This window comes from Amycolatopsis balhimycina FH 1894 (genome assembly GCF_000384295.1).
GTDB classification, from domain to species: domain Bacteria; phylum Actinomycetota; class Actinomycetes; order Mycobacteriales; family Pseudonocardiaceae; genus Amycolatopsis; species Amycolatopsis balhimycina.
Window position 1 is genome coordinate 3287385 of sequence record NZ_KB913037.1, and the last position, 19048, is coordinate 3306432.

19 protein-coding genes are annotated in these 19048 nt (G+C 70.7%); 6 read left to right on the forward strand and 13 right to left on the reverse strand.

Annotation, left to right across the window (positions count from 1 at the left end; genetic code table 11):
• Window positions 1-4: 4 nt before the first annotated feature.
• Window positions 5-634: a PaaI family thioesterase gene (locus A3CE_RS0114010; protein ID WP_020640718.1), complete on the forward strand. Its 630-nt coding sequence runs from the start codon at window positions 5-7 to the stop codon at window positions 632-634.
• Here the strand turns inward: A3CE_RS0114010 and A3CE_RS0114015 are convergent.
• The 5 genes from A3CE_RS0114015 to A3CE_RS0114035 are packed head-to-tail and all read right to left on the reverse strand — an operon-like array spanning window position 631 to window position 4968.
• Window positions 631-1389, reverse strand: a complete 759-nt coding sequence (locus A3CE_RS0114015) for an MHYT domain-containing protein (RefSeq protein ID WP_020640719.1) — start codon at window positions 1387-1389, stop codon at window positions 631-633. The genes A3CE_RS0114010 and A3CE_RS0114015 overlap by 4 nt on opposite strands.
• Window positions 1390-1408: 19 nt before the next feature.
• The gene (locus tag A3CE_RS0114020; protein ID WP_020640720.1) at window positions 1409-2008 is read right to left on the reverse strand and encodes a GTP-binding protein; all 600 of its coding nucleotides are present in this window, start codon (window positions 2006-2008) and stop codon (window positions 1409-1411) included.
• Window positions 1989-2366: a DUF742 domain-containing protein gene (locus tag A3CE_RS0114025; protein ID WP_020640721.1), complete on the reverse strand. Its 378-nt coding sequence runs from the start codon at window positions 2364-2366 to the stop codon at window positions 1989-1991. The genes A3CE_RS0114020 and A3CE_RS0114025 overlap by 20 nt, the downstream gene beginning before the upstream one ends.
• Entirely contained in the window at window positions 2363-2797 is a 435-nt protein-coding gene (locus A3CE_RS0114030; protein ID WP_020640722.1) for a roadblock/LC7 domain-containing protein, read from the reverse strand. Before A3CE_RS0114030 ends, A3CE_RS0114025 begins: the two co-directional genes overlap by 4 nt.
• Window positions 2797-4968 carry a HAMP domain-containing sensor histidine kinase gene (locus tag A3CE_RS0114035; protein WP_020640723.1) on the reverse strand — a complete coding sequence of 724 codons (2172 nt, stop codon included), beginning with the start codon at window positions 4966-4968 and terminating at the stop codon, window positions 2797-2799. The genes A3CE_RS0114030 and A3CE_RS0114035 overlap by 1 nt, the downstream gene beginning before the upstream one ends.
• Window positions 4969-5316: 348 nt before the next feature.
• Between A3CE_RS0114035 and A3CE_RS0114040 the strand changes: the two genes are divergently transcribed.
• From A3CE_RS0114040 to A3CE_RS0114050, 3 genes are all read left to right on the forward strand, one after another.
• Entirely contained in the window at window positions 5317-6276 is a 960-nt protein-coding gene (locus tag A3CE_RS0114040) for an ArsR/SmtB family transcription factor (protein ID WP_020640724.1), read from the forward strand.
• Between the two features lie 180 nt (window positions 6277-6456).
• Entirely contained in the window at window positions 6457-6738 is a 282-nt protein-coding gene (locus tag A3CE_RS0114045) for a hypothetical protein (protein WP_020640725.1), read from the forward strand.
• 36 nt (window positions 6739-6774) lie between these two features.
• Entirely contained in the window at window positions 6775-7215 is a 441-nt protein-coding gene (locus A3CE_RS0114050; RefSeq protein WP_020640726.1) for a MarR family winged helix-turn-helix transcriptional regulator, read from the forward strand.
• Between the two features lie 115 nt (window positions 7216-7330).
• Here A3CE_RS0114050 and A3CE_RS0114055 read toward each other — a convergent pair whose 3' ends face one another.
• The 7 genes from A3CE_RS0114055 to A3CE_RS0114085 form a co-directional block, all read right to left on the reverse strand.
• On the reverse strand, window positions 7331-8053 hold the full coding sequence (locus A3CE_RS0114055) for an ANTAR domain-containing response regulator (RefSeq protein ID WP_020640727.1): 723 nt from the start codon (window positions 8051-8053) through the stop codon (window positions 7331-7333).
• Window positions 8054-8317: 264 nt separating this feature from the next.
• Window positions 8318-10261: an RICIN domain-containing protein gene (locus A3CE_RS0114060; RefSeq protein ID WP_020640728.1), complete on the reverse strand. Its 1944-nt coding sequence runs from the start codon at window positions 10259-10261 to the stop codon at window positions 8318-8320.
• A 78-nt stretch (window positions 10262-10339) separates the two neighbouring features.
• On the reverse strand, window positions 10340-12094 hold the full coding sequence (locus tag A3CE_RS0114065) for a glycoside hydrolase family 35 protein (protein ID WP_020640729.1): 1755 nt from the start codon (window positions 12092-12094) through the stop codon (window positions 10340-10342).
• Window positions 12087-13634 carry an alpha-N-arabinofuranosidase gene (locus A3CE_RS0114070; protein WP_026468468.1) on the reverse strand — a complete coding sequence of 516 codons (1548 nt, stop codon included), beginning with the start codon at window positions 13632-13634 and terminating at the stop codon, window positions 12087-12089. Before A3CE_RS0114070 ends, A3CE_RS0114065 begins: the two co-directional genes overlap by 8 nt.
• The gene (locus A3CE_RS0114075) at window positions 13631-14974 is read right to left on the reverse strand and encodes an ABC transporter substrate-binding protein (RefSeq protein ID WP_020640731.1); all 1344 of its coding nucleotides are present in this window, start codon (window positions 14972-14974) and stop codon (window positions 13631-13633) included. The genes A3CE_RS0114070 and A3CE_RS0114075 overlap by 4 nt, the downstream gene beginning before the upstream one ends.
• Window positions 14975-15006: 32 nt before the next feature.
• Window positions 15007-15870: a carbohydrate ABC transporter permease gene (locus tag A3CE_RS0114080; protein ID WP_026468469.1), complete on the reverse strand. Its 864-nt coding sequence runs from the start codon at window positions 15868-15870 to the stop codon at window positions 15007-15009.
• A 16-nt stretch (window positions 15871-15886) separates the two neighbouring features.
• Entirely contained in the window at window positions 15887-16816 is a 930-nt protein-coding gene (locus A3CE_RS0114085; protein ID WP_020640733.1) for a carbohydrate ABC transporter permease, read from the reverse strand.
• Window positions 16817-16927: 111 nt separating this feature from the next.
• Here A3CE_RS0114085 and A3CE_RS0114090 point away from each other — a divergent pair, with 111 nt between their 5' ends.
• On the forward strand, window positions 16928-17983 hold the full coding sequence (locus A3CE_RS0114090; RefSeq protein WP_026468470.1) for a LacI family DNA-binding transcriptional regulator: 1056 nt from the start codon (window positions 16928-16930) through the stop codon (window positions 17981-17983).
• Between the two features lie 218 nt (window positions 17984-18201).
• On the forward strand, window positions 18202-18387 hold the full coding sequence (locus A3CE_RS0114095) for a hypothetical protein (RefSeq protein WP_020640735.1): 186 nt from the start codon (window positions 18202-18204) through the stop codon (window positions 18385-18387).
• Between the two features lie 4 nt (window positions 18388-18391).
• On the opposite strand, the gene A3CE_RS0114100 is transcribed toward A3CE_RS0114095, so the two are convergent.
• Window positions 18392-19027 (reverse strand): DsbA family oxidoreductase, encoded by a 636-nt coding sequence (locus tag A3CE_RS0114100; protein ID WP_185839811.1) that lies wholly within the window; start codon window positions 19025-19027, stop codon window positions 18392-18394.
• Window positions 19028-19048 lie beyond the last annotated feature (21 nt).

Below are 19048 nucleotides of genomic sequence, written 5' to 3' on the forward strand. Positions count from 1 at the left end.
CGCGATGCCCGAAAATCCGTTTCCCGTCGTCGACGGCGTGCCGCCGGGGCGGGCGCTGCTCGGCTCCCGGATCCGTGAGCTGATCGAGGCTTCCGTGTGCGTGCGCGACGACGAGGCCGACCTCGCCGCCGCCGCACACCGGGTCGAGGCCGTCACCGCCGCCCTGCGCGCGGCCGGCGGCGCGAAGCCCCTGCTGCTCGCCGCCCTCGAGGGCGGGGGGCACCTGAGCATCAACAACCCGCTCGAAGGGCCCGGGAACCCGCTGGCCCCGCCGTTGTCGTGGGTGAACGTCGGGCCGGACTCGGTGTGCGCCGAAGTCCTCCTCGGCGCCGCGCACGAAGGACCGCCCGGCCGCGTGCACGGTGGCTGGGTGGCGGCCGTGCTGGACCACGTCCTGGGCCGCGCGACCGCGGCGGCCGGCTTTCCCGGGATGACGGCGTCCCTGACGGTCGACTACCACCAGGGGACGCCGTACGCCGTGCCGCTCACCGCGGAAGGACGGCTCGTGCGCCGGGACGGCCGCAAGCTCCACGCCGCCGGGACACTGAAAGCCGGCGACGTCGTCTGCGCGACCGCGACGGCGATCCTGGTGCACTTCAGCGCCGGCCGGTTCCCCGTGTCCGCAAAGGACTAGGGGACGAGCGTCGTGTGCCGGGGTGCCTCCGAACTGGACGTGGCCATCAGGACCGCGCAGATCGGCACCGCCATCGCCAGTGCCGCCAGCACGAACACCGGGAACAGGAACGAGAACACCTCCGTGCCGGACGGGTCCGCCGCCGCCGGGTCCAGGTGCAGGCGCACCGCCGCCATGCCCGTGTAGTGCATGCCGGTCACCGCCGCGCCCATCACCAGGCCCGCCGCCAGCCGCGGTAGGAGCTTGTCCAGCCCGACCGTGAACCACAGCGCCGCCGTCGCCGCGACGACGGCGATGACCACCGACAGCGCCACCAGCGTCGGGTCGTACCCGATCGTGCCCTTGACCTGCACCGCCCACATCCCGGTGTAGTGCATGACGTTCACCGCGAGCCCGGTGAGCAGCCCGCCGAGCAGCAGCCGCTTCCAGGCGAACCGGTTGCGGACGCCGAACACCAGCAGCCCGCAGAACACCGCCACCACCGACAGGATCGCCGACAGCGTCGTGCGCAGGATGTCGTACCGCACCGGCATGCCCGGCGTCGAAAAGCCGAGCATCGCGATGAAGTGCATGACCCAGATGCCGACGCCGCCGATGGACACGGCCGCCAGCACGAGCCAGGTCAGCCGGGCCCGCGGGCTGTCGGTGGAGCGCGCCTGCAGCGTGCAGGCGAGCCCGAGGGCGCAGCCCACCACCGAGGTGAGATAAGCGAGTACGACGAGCCAGTTGCCCATCGCGAAGTCTTCGTGGTCCATGGGCATTTACGGGCTCCTGTCAGGCTTTCCGTTGATGGGGCGCGTGCAGTTCGGCGAGCGCGTGCTCGGCCGCGGCGATGAGGGTCCGCTTCGTCGACTCCGGCGACCGCGCGTCGCAGCTGATGATCTGCACCGCCGCCGGGATCTTGAGGGCTTCGCGCACCTGGTCGGGCGCGTGCTGGTGGGTGTCCTGGAACTGGTTGATGGCCACGAGGAACGGCAGGCCCCGCGACTCGAAGAAGTCGATCGGCGCGAAGCAGTCCGCCAGGCGGCGCGTGTCGACCAGGACGATCGCCGCCACCGCGCCGCAGACCAGGTCGTCCCACATGAACCAGAACCGGTGCTGGCCGGGCGTGCCGAACACGTAGAGCACCAGGTCGTCGGCGAGGGTGAGCCTGCCGAAGTCCATCGCGACCGTGGTGGAGGACTTCCCCGGCACCGCTTCGGTCCGGTCCACGCCGACGGCCGCCGTCGTCATCAGGGCTTCGGTCCGCAGGGGGTTGATCTCCGAGACGGCGCCGACGAAGGTCGTCTTGCCTGCCCCGAACCCGCCGGCCACGACGATCTTCGCCGAGGTGATGCGGCTTTTGGAGTGACTGTCAGAGCGCACGTAGTCCACTGAGGACCCTTTCGAGCAGGTCGTTCCGTTCGTCCCAGGAGGCATCCGCGGTGAGCGTGTCGCGGATCGACACCTGGCCGGCGAAGAGCAGGTCGCCGATGAGCACCCTGGCCACGCCCAGCGGCACGCCCAGGTGGGCCGCCACCTCGGCCACCGACCGCTGGTGCAGGCACAGCTGGGTGACCACGGCCAGGGGGTTGGTCGGGCTGTAGGGCGCGGTGCGGCCCTCCACCGTCGTCTCCACGAGGGCTTCCACCGCCAGGTCGACCGTCGGCCGGGTACGGCCGGCGGTCCACGCGTACGGGCGGGCCAGCGACGCCGCGTGCCGCCCGCCTTCGCGCCGCCGGCCTTCCGTCACCGGGCCGCCCCCGGCGTGGCCGCGGGCCGGGCCGGGGTCTCGACCATCTTCCCGACCCGGTCGACGAGCAACGTCATCTCGTAACCCACCAGCCCGATGTCGCAGCCAGGGTTGGCCAGCACCACCAGGTTCGAGCCGTCGCCGACGTTCATCAGCATGAGGAAGCCCTGCTCCATCTCGATCACCGACTGCACGACCCGGCCCGCGGTGAACAGGTCCGCCGTGCCGAGCGCGAGGCTCGCGAGGCCGGACGCGATCGCCGAAAGCTGGTCGGCCCGGTCGCGCGGCAGGGTTTCGTTCGCCGCCACGAGCAGCCCGTCCGCCGAGACGAGCGCGGCGTGCGCGACGCCGGGCACCTCCTGCGTGAACGCCGACACCAGCCAGTTCCGGGACTGGTCGACCACTTCCGTTCCTTCCTGCCGGGTGCTCATCACTGCTCCGTCTTCGGATCGGCCGCGACCCGGTGCCGGGCCGCGCGCATGCCGCTGTAGTGCCGGGAAAGGTTGTTCCGCACCGCGGCGGGATCGCGGAAGGACGTGTCCGCCGGCTTCGGCTGCCGCGGGGCCACCGAGCCCGGCGCGAGCTGCGCACCCGGCTGCCGGGTCGGCAGGCCCGAGTCGGTGAACTCGACGTCGTCCAGGGTGCCGACCGCGGCCTCCGCGGCCAGCCGGACCTGGTCGGCCGGGGACGTCCAGCCCCCGGGCGCCGCCGGTTTCGCGGGGGCTTCCGCGAACCAGTGCGACAGCATCTGGTCGAAGATCGGCGTCGGCATCGGCGTGTGCTCCGTGCCGGCGGACGGCACGGGACCGGGTTCTTCGACGGGCCACCGCGGTTCGAGCTCGTGCCGGGCGGCGCCGTTGACCGCCGGGGCGAGCGCGGGCAGCCCGGGCCGCGCCGGCAGGTCGACCAGGATCAGCACACCGGGGACGTGCACGCTGGCGGTGATGCCGGCGCTGGCGGTCCGCGTGGTCGTGGGCCGCAGCCGGACGGTGATCCCGTGCGAGGCGGCCAGCCTGCTGACCACGAACAGGCCCATCCGGCGGGTGGTTTCCGGGCTCACCGCCGCCCCGGCCGCCAGCCGGGCGTTCGCCGCTTCGAGGTCTTCGCGGCTCATGCCGAGCCCGACGTCGACGACCTCGATCAGCAGGCCGCCGTCGAAGCCGCGGTCGGCGGTGAGCACGACCTGCTCGTCCGGCGGGGACGAGCGGATGGCGTTCTCCAGCAGCTCGGCGAGGATGTGCACGACGTCGGCCGCGGCCTCGGACTGCACCGACCCGCGCGGCGCGTTGCCGAGCGTGACGCGCTGGTAGTCCTTGACCTCCGACGTCGCGGCCCGCAGCAGCTCGACCGTCGCGACCGGCCCGACGTCGCGGCGGACCGGCCGCCCGCCCGCGAGGACCTGCAGGTTCTCGCCGTTGCGCCGCAGCCGGGTGGCGATGTGGTCGATCTGGAACAGCTCGGCCAGCCGCTGCGGGTCCTGCTCGTCGGCTTCGAGGTCCTCGATCACCGACAGCTGCAGTTCCACCAGCGACTGGCTGCGCCGCGACAGCGTCATGAACATCTCGCTGACCTGGATCCGCATCTCGGCCTGCTCGCCGACGGCCAGGCGCACCGCCTGCCGGTGCATGTCGTCGAAGGCGCGCGCGAGCTGCCCGATCTCCTCCTCGGAGTCGACCGGGAGCGGTGCGGTCGCCCGCCAGTCGACGTCGTCGCCGTCCCGGATGCGCTCGATCGTGGCGGGCAGCCGCCGGCGGGCGGTGTCGAGCGCGGCCGTGTGCAGCCGCCGGATCGGGGCGACCACCGACCGGGCCACGGCGAGAGCGATGGCGAGGGCGCCGAGCAGGGAAGCGAGCACCAGCGCGGCGTCGCGCAGCGCGTCGGACCGGGCGAGGTTGGTCTGCACGCCGACCGCGTCCGAAAGCGTCTTCACCTGCTCGGCCAGGATGGTGCCGAGCACGGCGCGCTTCGCCGCGGGTCCGCCGGCGCCGGAGCTGGTCGCCGCGGCGAACCGGGCCGCCGCCGCGCCGGCGGGCAGCGCCCGGCGGATCTGGCCGGTCAGCACGGTTTCTTCGGCGACGGCGGCCGCCAGCGCGTCCACCGGATTCCCGGCGAGCGCTTCCTGGCCGGCGAGACCGGTCCGCAGTTGTACCAATGCTTCGGCAACGGCGGCCGCGGCGTCGAGATCGGTATTCCCGGCCTGCCGGACGACCCCGGCGATCAGTTCGCTGAGCGACACGGTGAAGTCGTGGTACACGGCGGTTTTCCCCGCTTGGGAACCGGTCTGCTGCCGCAGGCCGGCCAATTTACCCAGCTGATCTTCCAATGTCCGCGACAGCTGGAGGTTGAGCCGCGAAAATGCGGCGTCGTGGCGGACCGAAGCGGCTTTCGCGTCGACCGCGGCGGTCTGGGCGGCTCCGCCGTCGTGGATCATCTCGTCGTCGACGAGCCCGGCGAGTTCGGAAATCCCTTGCACGACCGGCATTTGATCGCGCACGGCGCTCAGCCCGCCCGCCTGGGCGAGCTCGGCCTGCACGCGTCCGCCTGCCAGCAGCAATGCGACCAGGACGGGCAGCAACAGCACCACGGAGATCTTGGTGCGCAACCGCCAGCTGCCCGGATTCCAGGACGCGGTGGAACGACGGGAGGGGGGTTCGGCTTCTTTCATCGGTGGCGTGGCTCGATTCGTACCGGTGGCCCGAGAACGATTTCTGGTTCTTTTTCCGCGGAATTCAGCCGACGACGTAACCCCGGGGACCGCAGTGTTGTCAAGGAACACCGGCCGTTTCCCCCGTACGCACCAGCTACGCAGGGTGAACTGCCACGGCACGGCTTTTTACCCTTGCGGAGGGTGAAGAAGACGCGCGAATCGCACGGAATTCCCGGCCGGGTCCGTGAATTTCCGGCACCGGCGCGTCGGGGTGCCCGGACGGCCCGGGCTACGCTCGGGGTGATGTTGAACGTGCACTTCACGGAAGCCGACCTGGCGAAGGTGTCCATCGCCGAGGACGCCGACCCGATGTGGGAGCTGCTGATGAGCAGCTACCGGATCCGGCGGCCGGAAGGCGAGCCGCTTTTCGGCCGGTGGCGCCGGGGATCACGCTCCGCGGTCCCGGAGTCGGGCCGGCTGCTCATGTCGGCCGTCCCGCCGTACGGCTACTGCCCCGACTTCCTCACCCCGGCCGGGGCCCGCACGATCGGCGAAGGGGTCTCGGCGGTGCTCGAAACCCCGGAGCCGACGCTGGCCGCCGACGTCGCCGAGCTCACGGCGCAGGGCACCCGCGTCCCGCCGTGGCTGCGCCGCCTCGCCGACGGCGAGTCCCGCGAACTGCGCCGGCTCGGCACGGCCCTGCACGACTACTACCGCCAGTGCGTGGCTCCCGACTGGGCGGCGATGCGCCACGCGGTCGCCCGCGACCGCCGCCGGCTGCAGACGAACCTCGACCGCGGCGGCCCCCAGCTGCTGCTCTCGACGCTGCACCCGGACATCACGTGGACCCCGCCGGTGCTGCGGGTGCGCTTCCCGATCGAGCAGGAACTGCACCTCAACGGCCGCGGGCTCCGGCTGATCCCGGCGTTCTTCGCGCACGGCATGCCGACGACGTACAAGGACCCGGGCCTGCCCCCGGCGCTGGTCTATTCGATCAGCCACGCACGCTTCGACAAAGACGCGGAGCCGGGCCCGTCACTGGCGGCGCTGCTCGGCCAGACGCGGGCCAGAGTGCTCATGACCACGGCGATCACGCGCTGCAACACGAGCGAGCTGGCCGAGCTGACGGGCATCTCCCCGGCGACGGCGAGCCAGCACGCGTCGGTCCTGCGGGCGAGCGGGCTGATCACCAGCGCCCGGTCGGGCAAGTCACAGATCCACGAGATCACCCCGCTCGGCCTGGCGATCATCCGGGCGAGCTGACCGGCCGGCGGCGTGTTAGCCTGTCGCCGTGCAGCGCCTGATGTCGTCCTCGCGACTCGTAACCCGGCGCGCCGGCTGAACCAGGTCGCCGGCGCGCTGTGTCGGCGACCGCGGATTCGCGGCCCTTTCAGGCGGACCTGGCCCCGACTCCCTCCCGTACCGAAACCGTGGAGATCAGCCATGTCCAGCACCACTTCCTTCGCCGTTCCCGCTCCCCGTTCCGCGCTGCTGCTGCGGCGCCGGATAGCCACCTACTTCGTCGGCGGTGTCGAGCAGGTCCCCGGTCTCGTCGGCGCGCTGGCTCAGGACGGCCGTCTCGTGCACGAGCTTTCCGTCGACATCCGGGACGGCGTCCGCGAAAGCAGCATGGTCTGCGCCGTCCTGCTGGCCGGCGACGAGATCGAGCCGCTGCTCGACCGGCTGCGCGCGCTGCCGTCGGTCGTCTCCTCCGAGCTCGCCTGACACCGGTTGGCGGCGCCAACGATGTAGGCTGCCCGCGTGGACGAAGCCCCCGCCCGCATGACCGCGAAGCCGAGCTGGCTGCTCACCCAGCTGGCCGTGCACGCCCACCGGCTGGCCTCGGCGGGTTTCGCCGCGGCGGACGCGCGCGGGTACCACTTCCGCATCCTCTCCGCCCTCGCCGAGTTCGGACCGGCCAGCCAAGCCGGCCTCGGTCGCCGGTGCAGCATGGACCGCAGCGACGTCGTCGCGGCGATCAACGAGCTGGCCGAGCGGGCGTTCGTCGAGCGGACACCGGATCCGGACGACCGCAGGCGCAACATCGTCCGCCTCACCAAGGCGGGCGACCGGCAGCTGCGGCGGCTGGACCAGGCACTCGAGCAGGCGCAGGACGAACTCCTCGGCCCGCTCACGGCCGAGGACCGGCAGGTCTTGACCGGTCTGCTCACCCGCCTGCTGCACCACCACCAGCGAGGCTGACGCGCCGTCAGGGGCGGCGGCCGACGCGGTGACGTACACCAAAGCCGTGAATGGCACATCGAGAGACATAGAGTCCCTCAATGTGCCATTCACGGCTTTACACAGGTGGTCGGCGCTAGGACCGCGGCCCGCCGTCGGCGGAGCTCATCCGCTTCGTGAAGCGGGCCGCCACGTCGCGGAGCTTGATGTTCGTGTGCTGGGACTCGACGATCAGCCGCTGCATCGCCGTGTCCTCGTTCACCCGGTGGATCAGCATCAGCATGCCCTTCGCCTGCTCGATCACCGCGCGCGTCTCCATCGCGTTGCGGAGCTCGTCGGCGAGCCGGCGGGCCTCGCGGTAGCGGCGGGTCAGCCGCAGGACCGTCTCCACGCAGAGGGTGAACAGGCGCAGCACCTTCGTGTCGAACTCGTGGTAGCCGTGGGTCTCGAACCCGAACAGCGTGATCGCGCCGACCAGGGTGTCGTCCACGCGCAGCGGGACCGCCAGGTAGCTGCCCACGCCGAGCCCCTTCGCCGCGGCGACGAAGTCGGGCCACTGACCGCCCGGTTCGCCGACCGCGACCCGCACGACCTCGCCGGTGAGCGCCGCGAGCAGGCCGGGACCGTCGCCCGCCGCGTACTGGACGTCGTCGATGCGCCGGGCGCGCTCGTCGGTGAAGGCCGCGGTCTGCGTCACCCCGTCGCGGACGACCATGATGCTGGCCAGGTCCGCGTCCGGGACCACGCGGACCGCTTCGCCGCAGACCGCGTCGAGCAGACCGGGCGTGTCGGACATCGATTCGAGGACCCCGACGAGATCCGCCAGGACGGCGTTCAGCTCGTCGACCCGCTCCGCCATGCCGTCGCCAGTGGTCGGCAAGGCCCACCCCTCCCATGCGTCAAGCGGCGAGCACGGGGATAGCTCGCCAGCAGCGTCAACAGAGACCACCGCTGGCGTTTCAACGGGTCCGGCCGAATTCTACCGGCCGCGGGTGCCCGGTTTGACGTCGGCCGCGCCGGGTAGCCGCCACGACCCGCTGAAACCCGCCTGACCCCCGGAAGCCGTGAAGGCCACCTTCAGGAACTACAAGTTCCTCAAGGTGGCCTTCACGAACGTGCAGGGTCAGCGGGCGACGGCCTGCCAGCGCTGGTTCGGCCCGTTGGTCGGCTTGTAGAGGCCGATCCGCGCACCGTCCTCACGGGACTCGCTGGTGACGTCGAGGAGCTGGCCGCTCGCCGCGTTGACGAACGTCCAGGTGCCGTCGCCGGTGGTGGACAGCGTCCACTCCGCCGCCGGGTCGCACGTTCCCGCCGCGGCCAGTGTCACCGCGCCGCCGGCGGTGCCGAGCACCTGACCCGTGCCCGCGTTGGTGATGGTGAACCGGTCGCGGTTGCCGTAGCGGCCCGTGCGGTCGGTGAGCGTCCAGCGCTGCGCGGGCGCCGAAGCGTCCGTCGTGCGCTGCACCAGCGAGCCGTTCTCCGCGGAGAGGGACTTGCCGCTCTGCACACCGGTGAAGGTGAACGGCTTGCCGGAGCCGAGGCCCGTGCCGGCCGCCGTCGACGAGACGCCGTCGACGAGGAAGCTGGTCACCGAACGCGCCGGCACCCGCAGCGTGGCGTGCGAAGCCGTCACCTTCACCGGCTTGCCGCGCTGCAGCGCGCCGTTGACGTCGGTGACGACCGGCGTCACCGAGGCGCCGGGCCGGACGTTGCGGAAGCCGGACAGGTCCAGCGTGACGTCCTGCGCGTCGGTGCCCGGGTTGGTGTGCACGACCGTCGTCAGGTCCTCGCCGCGCATCGCGGCCGTCGACGCGGTGTCGTCCACCCCGACCAGCCGGTCACCCGGCTTGATGTAGTGGGTGAAGTTGCGCATCGTGTTGAACTTCGTGTTCGTCTTGATCTGGCAGGTCGCCAGGGTGGCGTTCTTCGGGCAGTCGAACGGGACCTGGATCTCGCCCCAGTTCATCCCGGCCGCGGACTCGCCACCGGGCTTCATGTTGTTGTAGTCCTCGATCGGCTGCCAGCTCACCCACGCACTCGGCTCGAGCAGGCGCAGGTCGTCGGTGATCTGCTTGGCCATCCCGAGGCCGGGGTCCATGTCCGTGAAGTCCTGGCGGTCCAGCCAGCTGCCGCCGACCTCGCTCATCCACAACGGCTTGGCCGCGCCCTTGGCCAGGTCACGCGGGACCGGCCGGTTGCCGGTGCCGTAGGTGTGCACGTTCAGCCGGCCCGCCGCCGCGCGGGCGTCAGGCGACCAGCCGGCCCAGTCCGCGGCGAAGATGTCCGGGTTGGTCTCGTCGGGCGCGGAGACGATCGCCCGCGAGCCGGCCGCCTTCAGCGCGTCGGCCATCGCCGGGATCAGCTGCGCCTGGACCGACGGCCCGATGTGCGCGCCTTCCTGCCGTCCGCCGGTCGGGTTACCGTCGGCGCCGAGGGTGGTCTTCCAGTAGTTCGTGTTGGGCTCGTTCATCGGGTTCACCGACGAGAACTTGATGCCGTGCGCACGTTCGAGGGTGCGCACGGCCTGCGTCAGGTACGCGGTGAAGTCGCCGATCTTGTCCGCGCGCAGCTGTTCGTCGGTGGCGTTCAAGCCACCCGAGACGTACCCCGACGTCGTCTGGAAGTACGGCGGCGAGTTGCTGAACGCCTCCCACTTCGTGACGCGGTTCTTGATCTTGTCCAGCCACCAGCGCTGGTTCGGGTCGGCCTTGGGGTCGAACTCGGCCGGGTTGCCAGGCGTCCACCAGTCCTTGTCGGCGCGGGTGGTGCCGGCCGGCGCCTTCCACCAGCCCGGGACCGCGGCGCCCGGCCGCAGGTACGCCGGGACGTCGAGGGCGTTGCCGCCGCCGATGTTGAACCGGGCGATGTTCAGGTTCAGCCCGTCGGGCCCGAAGACCAGGTCCGCCAGCTTGTTCCGGACGGCGTCGGGGTAGCCGCCGGTCGCCTCGGCCATCCACGCCAGGCTGGCGCCCCAGCCGTCGAACGACTGCTGCCGGTAGGTGGGATCCGGCTTGACGGTCACCGCGGTGGCCGCTTCCGCCGGTGCGGCGGCCAACCCGGTCGCCACGATTGGTACACAAAGGACGGTGAGCAAACGCCGCAAGTTCATCGTCGAACTGCCCTTCGGTGCGGTGGGGACTCTTTCTCAGGCCTCGGTGTGGCCCAGCAGCGGCCGCGGCACGAACCGGGCCGCCGGGTCGAGCATCGTGCCGAGTTCGAGCACGACGAGTTCGTTGGCGCCGGCCCGGACCACCGGGCGCGGCACGTACAACGTCCGTTGCGGACCGCGCCGCCAGTACCGGCCGAGCGCGAACCCGTTCAGCCACGCGACGCCCTTGCCCCACTCCCCGGTGTCGAGGAAGAGGTCGGCGGGCTCGTCGACCTCGATCTCGGCGCGCAGCACCACCGGCCCGGCCACCGCGCCCACCACGGACTCCGGCGACGAAGGCCGCAGCGATGGCAGCGCGGCCAGCTCGAACGGCAGCACGTCCCAGCCGGTCAGCGGCTCGCCGTGCAGCGACGCCCCGCCGATGATGCCCTTCGCCTCGCCGATGCGCGGGCCGTAGTCGACGCGGCCCTGGTCCTCGACCAGCACCAGCAGCTCGCCACGGGCCCGCGGCAGCGGGATCGCGCGCTCGTGGTGGTCCCGGGACAGGGTTCCCACGAGGTCGCCGTCGAAGAACACCGTGGCGCGGTCACGGACCTCGCCGAAGGTCAGCACGCCGGGCCGATCGCCCTCGACGGCACAGCGCAGGAGCGCGAGCTGCGGCATCGGGGTGAGGTCGTCGAACACGGGCAGCTCCTCGTGGAACTCCCAGGTGCCCCAGCGGTCCGGTGCGTCGAGCAGCCGGACGGGATCGCGCAGCACCCCGGCGGGCGTCGGCGCGGGCCGTGCCGGCGGCGGCACGGAATCCGGCACCTTGTGGTAGCGGGCGATCACGTCGCGGAAGGCGTGGTACTTCGGCGTCGGGTCGCCGGCTTCGTCCAGCGGCGCGTCGTAGTCGTAGGACGTGACCAGCGGCTGGTAGACGCCCTTGTCGTTGGCGCCGTTGGTGAGGCCGAAGTTGGTGCCGCCGTGGAACATGTACAGGTTGACCGACGCGCCCGCGGCGAGCAGCACGTCGAGCTCCGCCGCCGAGTCCGCGGCCGCGGTGGTGTGGTGGTGCGCGCCCCAGTGGTCGAACCAGCCGTTCCAGAACTCGCTGCACATCAGCGGCCCGGTCGGCTGGTGCTCCCGCAGGATCGCCAGCCGCCCCTCGGCGCCGGAGCCGAACGACGCGGTGCGGTGCAGCCCGTCGAGGCTGCCCGCCTCGAGCATCTCCGGCGTCGGCTGGTCCACTGTGGTCAGTGGCACGGTGATTCCCGATTCGCGCGTGTGCTCGGCAAGCGCTTTCAGGTAGCGCTTGTCGTCGCCGAACGCGCCGTACTCGTTCTCGACCTGGACCAGCAGCACCGGTCCCCCGCGGTCGATCTGGTGCGGGACGACGACTTCGTACACCTTCGTGAGGTACTCGCGCACCGCGTCCAGGTACTTCGGCTCGTACCGGCGGACCCCGACCGACGGGTCGCGGAACAGCCACGCCGGCAGCCCGCCGTTGTCCCATTCGGCGCAGATGTACGGACCGGGCCGCACGATCGCGTACATCCCGGCGTCGGCGACGAGCCGCAGGAAGCGGTCGAGGTCGAGCCCGCCGGAGAGGTCGAACGTGCCGGGCTCGGGGGCGTGCGCGTTCCACGGCACGTACGTCTCGATGGTGTTGAGCCCCATCCGCCGCGCCTTGTCGATCCGGTCGGCCCACAGTTCCGGGTGCACCCGGAAGTAGTGCAGGGCACCGGACAGGATGCGGAACGGACGGCCGTCGAGCAGGAAGTCGGTTTCCCCGATGGCGAACTCAGGCATCCGGGCCCGCCTGCGGCGTCAGCTGGAGCACGGTCCAGGACAAGGGTGGCAGTGTCACGGTGATGGTGGTCCCCCCGGGATCGGACGTCGCGGCGGCGCCGGGTAACGGCACCGGCCGGACCGGTTGCGAGTCGGCGGTGTTCACGGTGTGGCGGGTCTCGCCGTCCGGTGTGGTCAGGGTTTCGGCGGCGTAGACGCCGAACCGGGCGCCGCGCAGGCGGATCCGGACTTCGGTCGGCGACGCCGTCGCGCGGTTGGTCAGGAACACCGCGCCGCGCCCGGACTCCTCGATCGTCGCGGCGACGTCGACGAGGTCGACCTCGCCGTGCTGCGCGGTGCGCAGCCGCTCGCCGTCGACCTCCAGGCGCAGGCTCGACCCGCCGGCCAGCGCGGCGACCCGCTGGAACGGGTGGAACGTCGTCTGCCGCCAGGCCGGGCCACCGGGCTCGGAGCGGATCGGCGCGATGACGTTCACCAGCTGGGCCTGATTCGCCATGGTGACGCGGTCGACGTTGCGCAGCAGGGAACTCAGCAGCGAGCCGACGACGACCGCGTCGGTGACGGTGTAGGTGTCCTCGATGATCCGCGGGTGCTCCCGCCAGCCGCCCTCGGCGAGGCGGGCCTGGTCGACCTCGTTCCAGCGGCGCAGGTCCCAGACGTTCCACTCGTCGACGCTGATCCCGATCTTCTTGTCGAGGCCCAGCTCCGCCAGGGTTTCGTCGATGACCCCCGCCGTCTTGCGGATGTAGCGGTCCAGCGCGGCCCCGCTCGCGAGGTAGCTGTCGGTGTCGCCGTGCAGCTCCTGGTAGTAGGCGTGCAGCGAGATGTGGTCGACCAGCTCGGCGGTGTGGCGCAGCACCGTGCGCTCCCACGAGCCGAACGTCGGCATGTCCGCGTGCGAACTGCCGGCCACGACCAGCTCGAGGTCCGGGTCGATCATCCGCATGAGCCGCGCGGTCTCCGCGGCCAGCCTGCCGTACTCCTCGGCCGTCTTGTGGCCGATCTGCCACGGGCCGTCCATCTCGTTGCCCAGGCACCACAGCTTGAAGCCGAACGGGCGGTCGGCGCCGTTCGCGCGCCGCCGCTCGCTCAGTTCCGTGCCGCCGGCGTGGTTGCAGTACTCGAGGACGTCCGCTGCGTCTTGGATGCCGCGGGTGCCGAGGTTGACGGCGTACATCACCTCGGCACCCGCGGCTTCGGCCCACCCGACGAATTCGTGCAGGCCGAAGCGGTTGGACTCGACGCTGTGCCACGCCGGGTCGAGCCGGACGGGCCGGTCGGGCCCGACTCCGTCTTCCCAGCGGTAGCCGGAGACGAAGTTGCCACCGGGGTAGCGGAGCACGGTCGGCCCGAGCTCCCGCACCAGCTCCAGGACGTCGCCGCGGAAGCCGTGACTGTCCGAAGTGGAGTGTCCGGGCTCGTACAGCCCGGTGTACACGGACCGGCCCATGTGCTCCACGAAGGAGCCGAAGAGGCGACGCGGGACCCTGCCGATGACCTGGGCAGGGTCACCTACGTCACCCTCGATGTGAACCGTCATCCCGCGCTGACCGTGAAGCCCTGCTGGTTGCCGTAGTCGACGATGGCCTGCTGCCAGGCCGCCAGCCCGGCGTCGAGCCCGGTGGCGTTCACGTAGGCCTTGCCGGCGGTGTCGCTGAAGACACTGTTGGCGTAGGTCTGGTACGGCAGGTAGGTCCAGCCCGGGGCGACGTCCTTCGACGCCTGGGTCAGCACCTGGTTGATCTTCTGGCCGCCGAAGTACGGCACGGCCTCGTCGACGAACGCGGGCGAGGTCAGGTCGGCCGTGGTGGACGGGAAGCCACCGCTCTTGATGAACGGCGCGACGCCGCCCCCGTGGTTGAGCCAGCGCACGAACGCCGCGGCCAGCGCCGGGTTCTTGCTCTGCTTGACCACGGACTGGGTGCTGCCGCCGTTCTCCGCGGTCACCGGCTTGCCGTCGTAGGTCGGCATCGGCGCGACGGCCCACTTGCCGCTTCCGGCGGCCACCGACGAGATGAAGTTGCCCGGCATCCAGGCACCGGTGACCAGGGAGGAGATGGTGCCGTCACCGAGGGCGCGGAACCAGTCGTCGGACCATTCCTTGACCGGGGCGAGCAGCTTGCCCTGGATCATCTGGTCCCACATCGCGGTCCACTTCTTGGTGCCCGCGTCGGCGAAGTTGACCTTCACGTTCCGGCCGTCGACGGTGAACGGGTGCCCGCCGGCCTGCCAGATCATGCTCAGCACGGCCCCGGGGTCACCGGTGTCCGAGGTCATGTACTTGGTGGGGTCGGCGGCGTGCAGCTTCTTCGCCGCGGCGATGTACTCTTCCCAGGTCTTCGGCACGGCGATGGCGTTCTTGTCGAAGACTTCCTTGTTGTAGAACAGCGCCATCGGGCCGGAGTCCTGCGGCAGGCCGTAGAGCCCGTTGCCGTTCTTCACCTGCGCCCAGGTCGAGGCGCTGTAGTCCTTCTCGAACGAGCCGAAGCCGTATTGATTGAGGTCGGCCAGTGAATCGGTCAGCGCGAACTGCGGGAGCGCGTAGTACTCGATCTGGGCGACGTCGGGGGCACCCGAGCCGGCCTTGATCGCGTTCTGCAGCTTGGTGTACTCCTCCTTGTTCGTGCCCGCGTTGACGTAGTTGACCTTGACGTTCGGGTATTCCTTCTGGAACGCGGCCACCTGGTCCTTGGCCGACGGGGTCCAGCTCCAGTAGGTGATCTCCCCGCCGGCCTTCAGCGCGGCGTCGACGGAGTCCTGGTTGCCGGTGGCGGCGGCGGGCGCGGTGGACGAACCGCCCCCGGACGAACAGCCGACCGCCAATGCGGCGGCCAGCGCCACGGCGACAGCCGCCTTGGCGTGGTTGCGGATGCGTGACATCGAGTGTCCCTTCACGGCGGTGTGACGGCGGTTTACTGCTTGACGCTGCCCGCGCTCAGGCCCGATTGCCAGAACCGTTGCATGAGCAGGAAAGCGACGACAAGGGGAATGATGGTGAGCAACGACCCGGTGAGGACCAGGTTGAAGATCGGCTGAGCGCCGGCGCCGTTGGCCTGGGCACTCCACTGGTTGAGCCCGACGGTCAGCGGGTACCACTTGGGCTCGCTGAGCATGATCAGGGGCAGGAAGTAGTTGTTCCAGGTCTGCACCATCGTGAACAGCGTGACCGTGATGATCCCGGGGACCAGCTGGCGCAGCGTCACGGTGAGGAAGATCCGGATCTCGCCCGCGCCGTCGATCCGCGCCGCTTCCAGCAGCTCGTCGGGGATGGCGTCGGCGGCGTAGACCCAGATCAGGTACAGGCCGAACGGGCTGATCAGCGACGGGATGATGACCGCCAGCGGCGTGTTCGTCAGCCCCATCTTGCTGAACATCAGGAACGTCGGCACGGCCAGCGCCGTCGGCGGCACGGCCACGGCCCCGAGGACGACGGCGAACACCGCGCGGCGGCCGGGGAAGCGGTACTTGGCCAGCCCGTAGCCCGCCGCCGTGGCGAGGATCGTCGCGCCACCGGCCCCGACCACGACGTACAGCAGGGTGTTCCCGAGCCAGCGGAAGAAGATCCCGCCGTTGTAGGTGAACGTCCGGCCGATGTTGTCGAACAAGGCGAACGTGTCGCCGAAGGACAGGCCCGACGTCGAGAACAGTGCCGGCTGGGTCTTGCTCGCGTTGATCACCAGCCACGCCAGCGGAACCAGCGTGTAGAGCAGGTACAGCGCCATGAAGCCGGTGAGGACACGCGACTTGCGGGGGTTGCTCACTGAGAACCGTGTCATCGAAGACGTCGCCACGTCACATCTCCTTCCGGGAGCCGCGCAGCTGCACGACGTAGGCGATGACCGCGGTGATCACGCCCATCACGATCGCGACGGTGGCGGAGTAGTTGTACTGCTGCCCGTTGAAGGAAAGGTTGTAGGCGTACATGTTCGGCGTGTAGAACGTGCCGATCGTGTTCGGCACCAGGTTGCGCATGATGTTCGGCTCGTTGAACAGCTGGAAGCTGCCGATGATCGAGAAGATCGTCGCGACCACGATGGCGCCCCGGATCGCGGGGAGCTTGACGGACAGGATCGTGCGGAACGCGCCGGCGCCGTCGATCGAGGCCGCCTCGAACAGTTCCTTCGGGATCACCTTCAGCGCGGAGTAGAAGATGAGCATGTTGTAGCCGGCGAACTCCCACGTGACGATGTTCCCGATCGACGTGAGCAGCCAGTGCGGCGACAACGGCTTGATCGAGTCGGTACCCAGCAGGTGGTTCAGGTCCGCGGCGAGTCCGAAGTGGTCACCGTAGATGAAGCCCCACATCAGCGCCGCGACCACGGCGGGGACCGCGTAGGGCAGGAAGATCACGACCCGGAAGAAGCCCGCGGCGTGCAGCCGGGCGCTGTCGATGGCCAGCGCCGCGATCAGCGCGAGCACCAGCATGATCGGCACCTGCACGGCGAGGAACACCAGCACCCGGCGGAAGGCTTCCCAGAACTTCGGGTCGCCGAACACCTGCACGTAGTTGTCGGCGCCGACGAACACCGTGCCGCCGAAGAAGGCCTGGTCACGGTAGAGGCTGAGCACGAACGCGTACACGACCGGCGCGATGAAGGTCAGCGCGAAGACCAGCATGAACGGGGCGACGAAGAGCCAGCCCCGCCATTTCCGCCGCGGCCGGCGGGCCGCCGGCGCCGGACGGGACGGCGCCGGGACGGGCGGAGCCGCTGTGGACGTCATCGTCTCTCCGAGTGGTCATGCGGCCGGGTACTGGACCCGGCGAGATGTTTACGTCAACATGGACGGCCGCAGAGTAACTTGTTGACGTAAACATGTCCAGAACACCAAGGAGTGACCGTGGCGCGCCAGACAGCGACCTCGTCCGCATCCGGCCGCGCCTCCCGGCGGCGCGGGCCGTCGATGGCGGACGTGGCCCGCGAGGCGGGCGTGTCGGGCCAGACGGTCTCGCGCGTGGCGAACGGCAAGACGAACGTCGACGACGCCACGCGCGAACGGGTCCTCGCCGCGATGCGCCGGATCGGCTACCGGCCCAACAGCGCCGCCCGCGCCCTGCGTAACGGCCAGTTCCGCAGCATCGGCGTGATCATCTCGGCACTGCCGACGTTCGGGAACAGCCGCACCCTCGACGCCATCGCGGCGGCCGTCGTCCCGGAGGGGTTCTCGATCATCCTGATGCCGGTGACGCGGCCGACCCAGGGCGAGGTCACCGGGGCGTTCAGCACGCTGAACGAACAGGCCGTGGACGGCGTCATCATCCTCATCGAGCAACACCAGCTCGACCAAAGCGAGATCGAACTGCCGCACGGGCTCCCGGTGGTGGTGATCGACTCCAGCGCCCAGTACGCGTACCCGGTCGTCGACAACGACCAGGCCGACGGTGCGGCCAGGGCGACCCGGCACCTGCTCGACCTCGGGCACGAAACGGTCTGGCACATCGCGGGCCCACCCCAGTCCTACTCCGCCGAGCGGCGCCGGAAGTCGTGGCAGGCCACTTTGGCGGGCGCGGGCCGCGTGGTCCCTCCGGTCTCGACCGGCGACTGGTCACCCGAGTCCGGCTACCAGGCAGGCTTGCGCCTGGCTGCGGACCCATCGGTGACAGCGGTGTTCGCGGCGAACGACCAGATGGCGCTGGGCCTGCTCCGCGCGTTGCACGAGACGGGCCGCCGCGTCCCGGAGGAAGTGAGCGTGGTCGGGTTCGACGACATGGAGGAGTCGGCCCACTTCTGGCCCCCGCTCACCACGATCCGCCAGTCGTTCGAGGCGGTGGGCCGCCACGCGGTCGAAGCCCTGCTGACGGAAATCGAAACAGGAGCCGAAGCGGGCGAGCCGGTGATCCTCCCGACCGAACTGGTGATCCGTTCGAGCACGGCCCCACCCCCGGCCTGACCCGGCCCGAACGAGAACCCCGCGTGTCGTCCCGCCAATCACGCGTGCTGACCCTCCAATCACGCGAACCGGCCCTTCAGGGACGTGAGCCGGTACGCGAAGTCCGTTTCACCGTGCGGAAGCGGGGGAAGTACTGGCCACCAAGCCGGGACGTCCGGTACCGCGAACGTCGCAGTGGCAGGGACCATTCGGCCCCTCGCCACGGAAACGAGGCCGTCATGCTCGCCATTCTCGCCGCTGTGCTCTTCGGGCTCGCCCTGCTGATGGAGCTGGCCGGGTTCGGGCTCGGCCCGATCATCACGACCGGGACGCTGACCACCGCCGGGCTGCTGTGCGTCGCCCTGCACCTGGCCGGCGTCGCCACCGACCGCTCGCGGTTCACCCGGAGCCGCCGTCGCCGCTGACCGCTCAGCTCGCCGCGGGCTCCAGCGCGCGTCGCAGCACCTGCGTGAACACTTCGGACGACTGGGCGCCGGCCACGCCGAACCGCCGGTCGATCACGAAGAACGGCACGCCGGTCGCTCCGAGCGCGCGGGCCTGCTCGCCGTCGGCCGCGACTTCGGCTTCGTAGGCGTCCGACTCGAGCACGGACCGGGCCTCCGCCGCGTCGAGCCCCGCCTCGGCGGCCAGCTCGACGAGCGAGTCGCGGTCGAACAGCGACCGTCGTTCGGTGAAGTGGGCGCGGTAGAAGCGCTCGACGACGGCGTCGGCGAGCCCGCGCTCGGCGGCGAGGTGGACGAGGCGGTGGCCGTCGACGGTGTTGCCCATGTGGACGCCGTCGAGGTGGTACTCGAGACCGTCGGCGGCGGCGCGCTCCTCCATCTGCGCCTCCATCGCGTCGGCCTCTTCCAGCGTCCGGCCGTACTTCTCGGCCAGCACCTCGCGCGTCGACCGGGAAGTCCCGCGCGGGAACGACGGGTCGAGCTGGAACGAGTGGTGCACCACCTCGACGTCGACGCCGAGTTCGGTCACCGCCTGCTCGAAGCGGCGTTTGCCGAGAAAGCACCAAGGACAGACCAGATCGGACCAGATATCGATACGCACCACACCACGCTAACCGAACGG

Excerpts from the sequence above, each read along its gene's own strand:
- A3CE_RS0114085 (WP_020640733.1), bottom strand. The coding sequence starts at position 16,816 with ATGACGTCCACAGCGGCTCCGCCCGTCCCGGCGCCGTCCCGTCCGGCG.
- A3CE_RS0114075 (WP_020640731.1), bottom strand. The coding sequence starts at position 14,974 with ATGTCACGCATCCGCAACCACGCCAAGGCGGCTGTCGCCGTGGCGCTG.
- A3CE_RS0114095 (WP_020640735.1), top strand. The coding sequence starts at position 18,202 with ATGCTCGCCATTCTCGCCGCTGTGCTCTTCGGGCTCGCCCTGCTGATG.
- A3CE_RS0114065 (WP_020640729.1), bottom strand. The coding sequence starts at position 12,094 with ATGCCTGAGTTCGCCATCGGGGAAACCGACTTCCTGCTCGACGGCCGT.
- A3CE_RS0114010 (WP_020640718.1), top strand. The coding sequence starts at position 5 with ATGCCCGAAAATCCGTTTCCCGTCGTCGACGGCGTGCCGCCGGGGCGG.
- A3CE_RS0114055 (WP_020640727.1), bottom strand. The coding sequence starts at position 8,053 with ATGGCGGAGCGGGTCGACGAGCTGAACGCCGTCCTGGCGGATCTCGTC.
- A3CE_RS0114045 (WP_020640725.1), top strand. The coding sequence starts at position 6,457 with ATGTCCAGCACCACTTCCTTCGCCGTTCCCGCTCCCCGTTCCGCGCTG.
- A3CE_RS0114070 (WP_026468468.1), bottom strand. The coding sequence starts at position 13,634 with ATGACGGTTCACATCGAGGGTGACGTAGGTGACCCTGCCCAGGTCATC.
- A3CE_RS0114015 (WP_020640719.1), bottom strand. The coding sequence starts at position 1,389 with ATGGACCACGAAGACTTCGCGATGGGCAACTGGCTCGTCGTACTCGCT.
- A3CE_RS0114040 (WP_020640724.1), top strand. The coding sequence starts at position 5,317 with ATGTTGAACGTGCACTTCACGGAAGCCGACCTGGCGAAGGTGTCCATC.
- A3CE_RS0114030 (WP_020640722.1), bottom strand. The coding sequence starts at position 2,797 with ATGAGCACCCGGCAGGAAGGAACGGAAGTGGTCGACCAGTCCCGGAAC.
- A3CE_RS0114080 (WP_026468469.1), bottom strand. The coding sequence starts at position 15,870 with ATGACACGGTTCTCAGTGAGCAACCCCCGCAAGTCGCGTGTCCTCACC.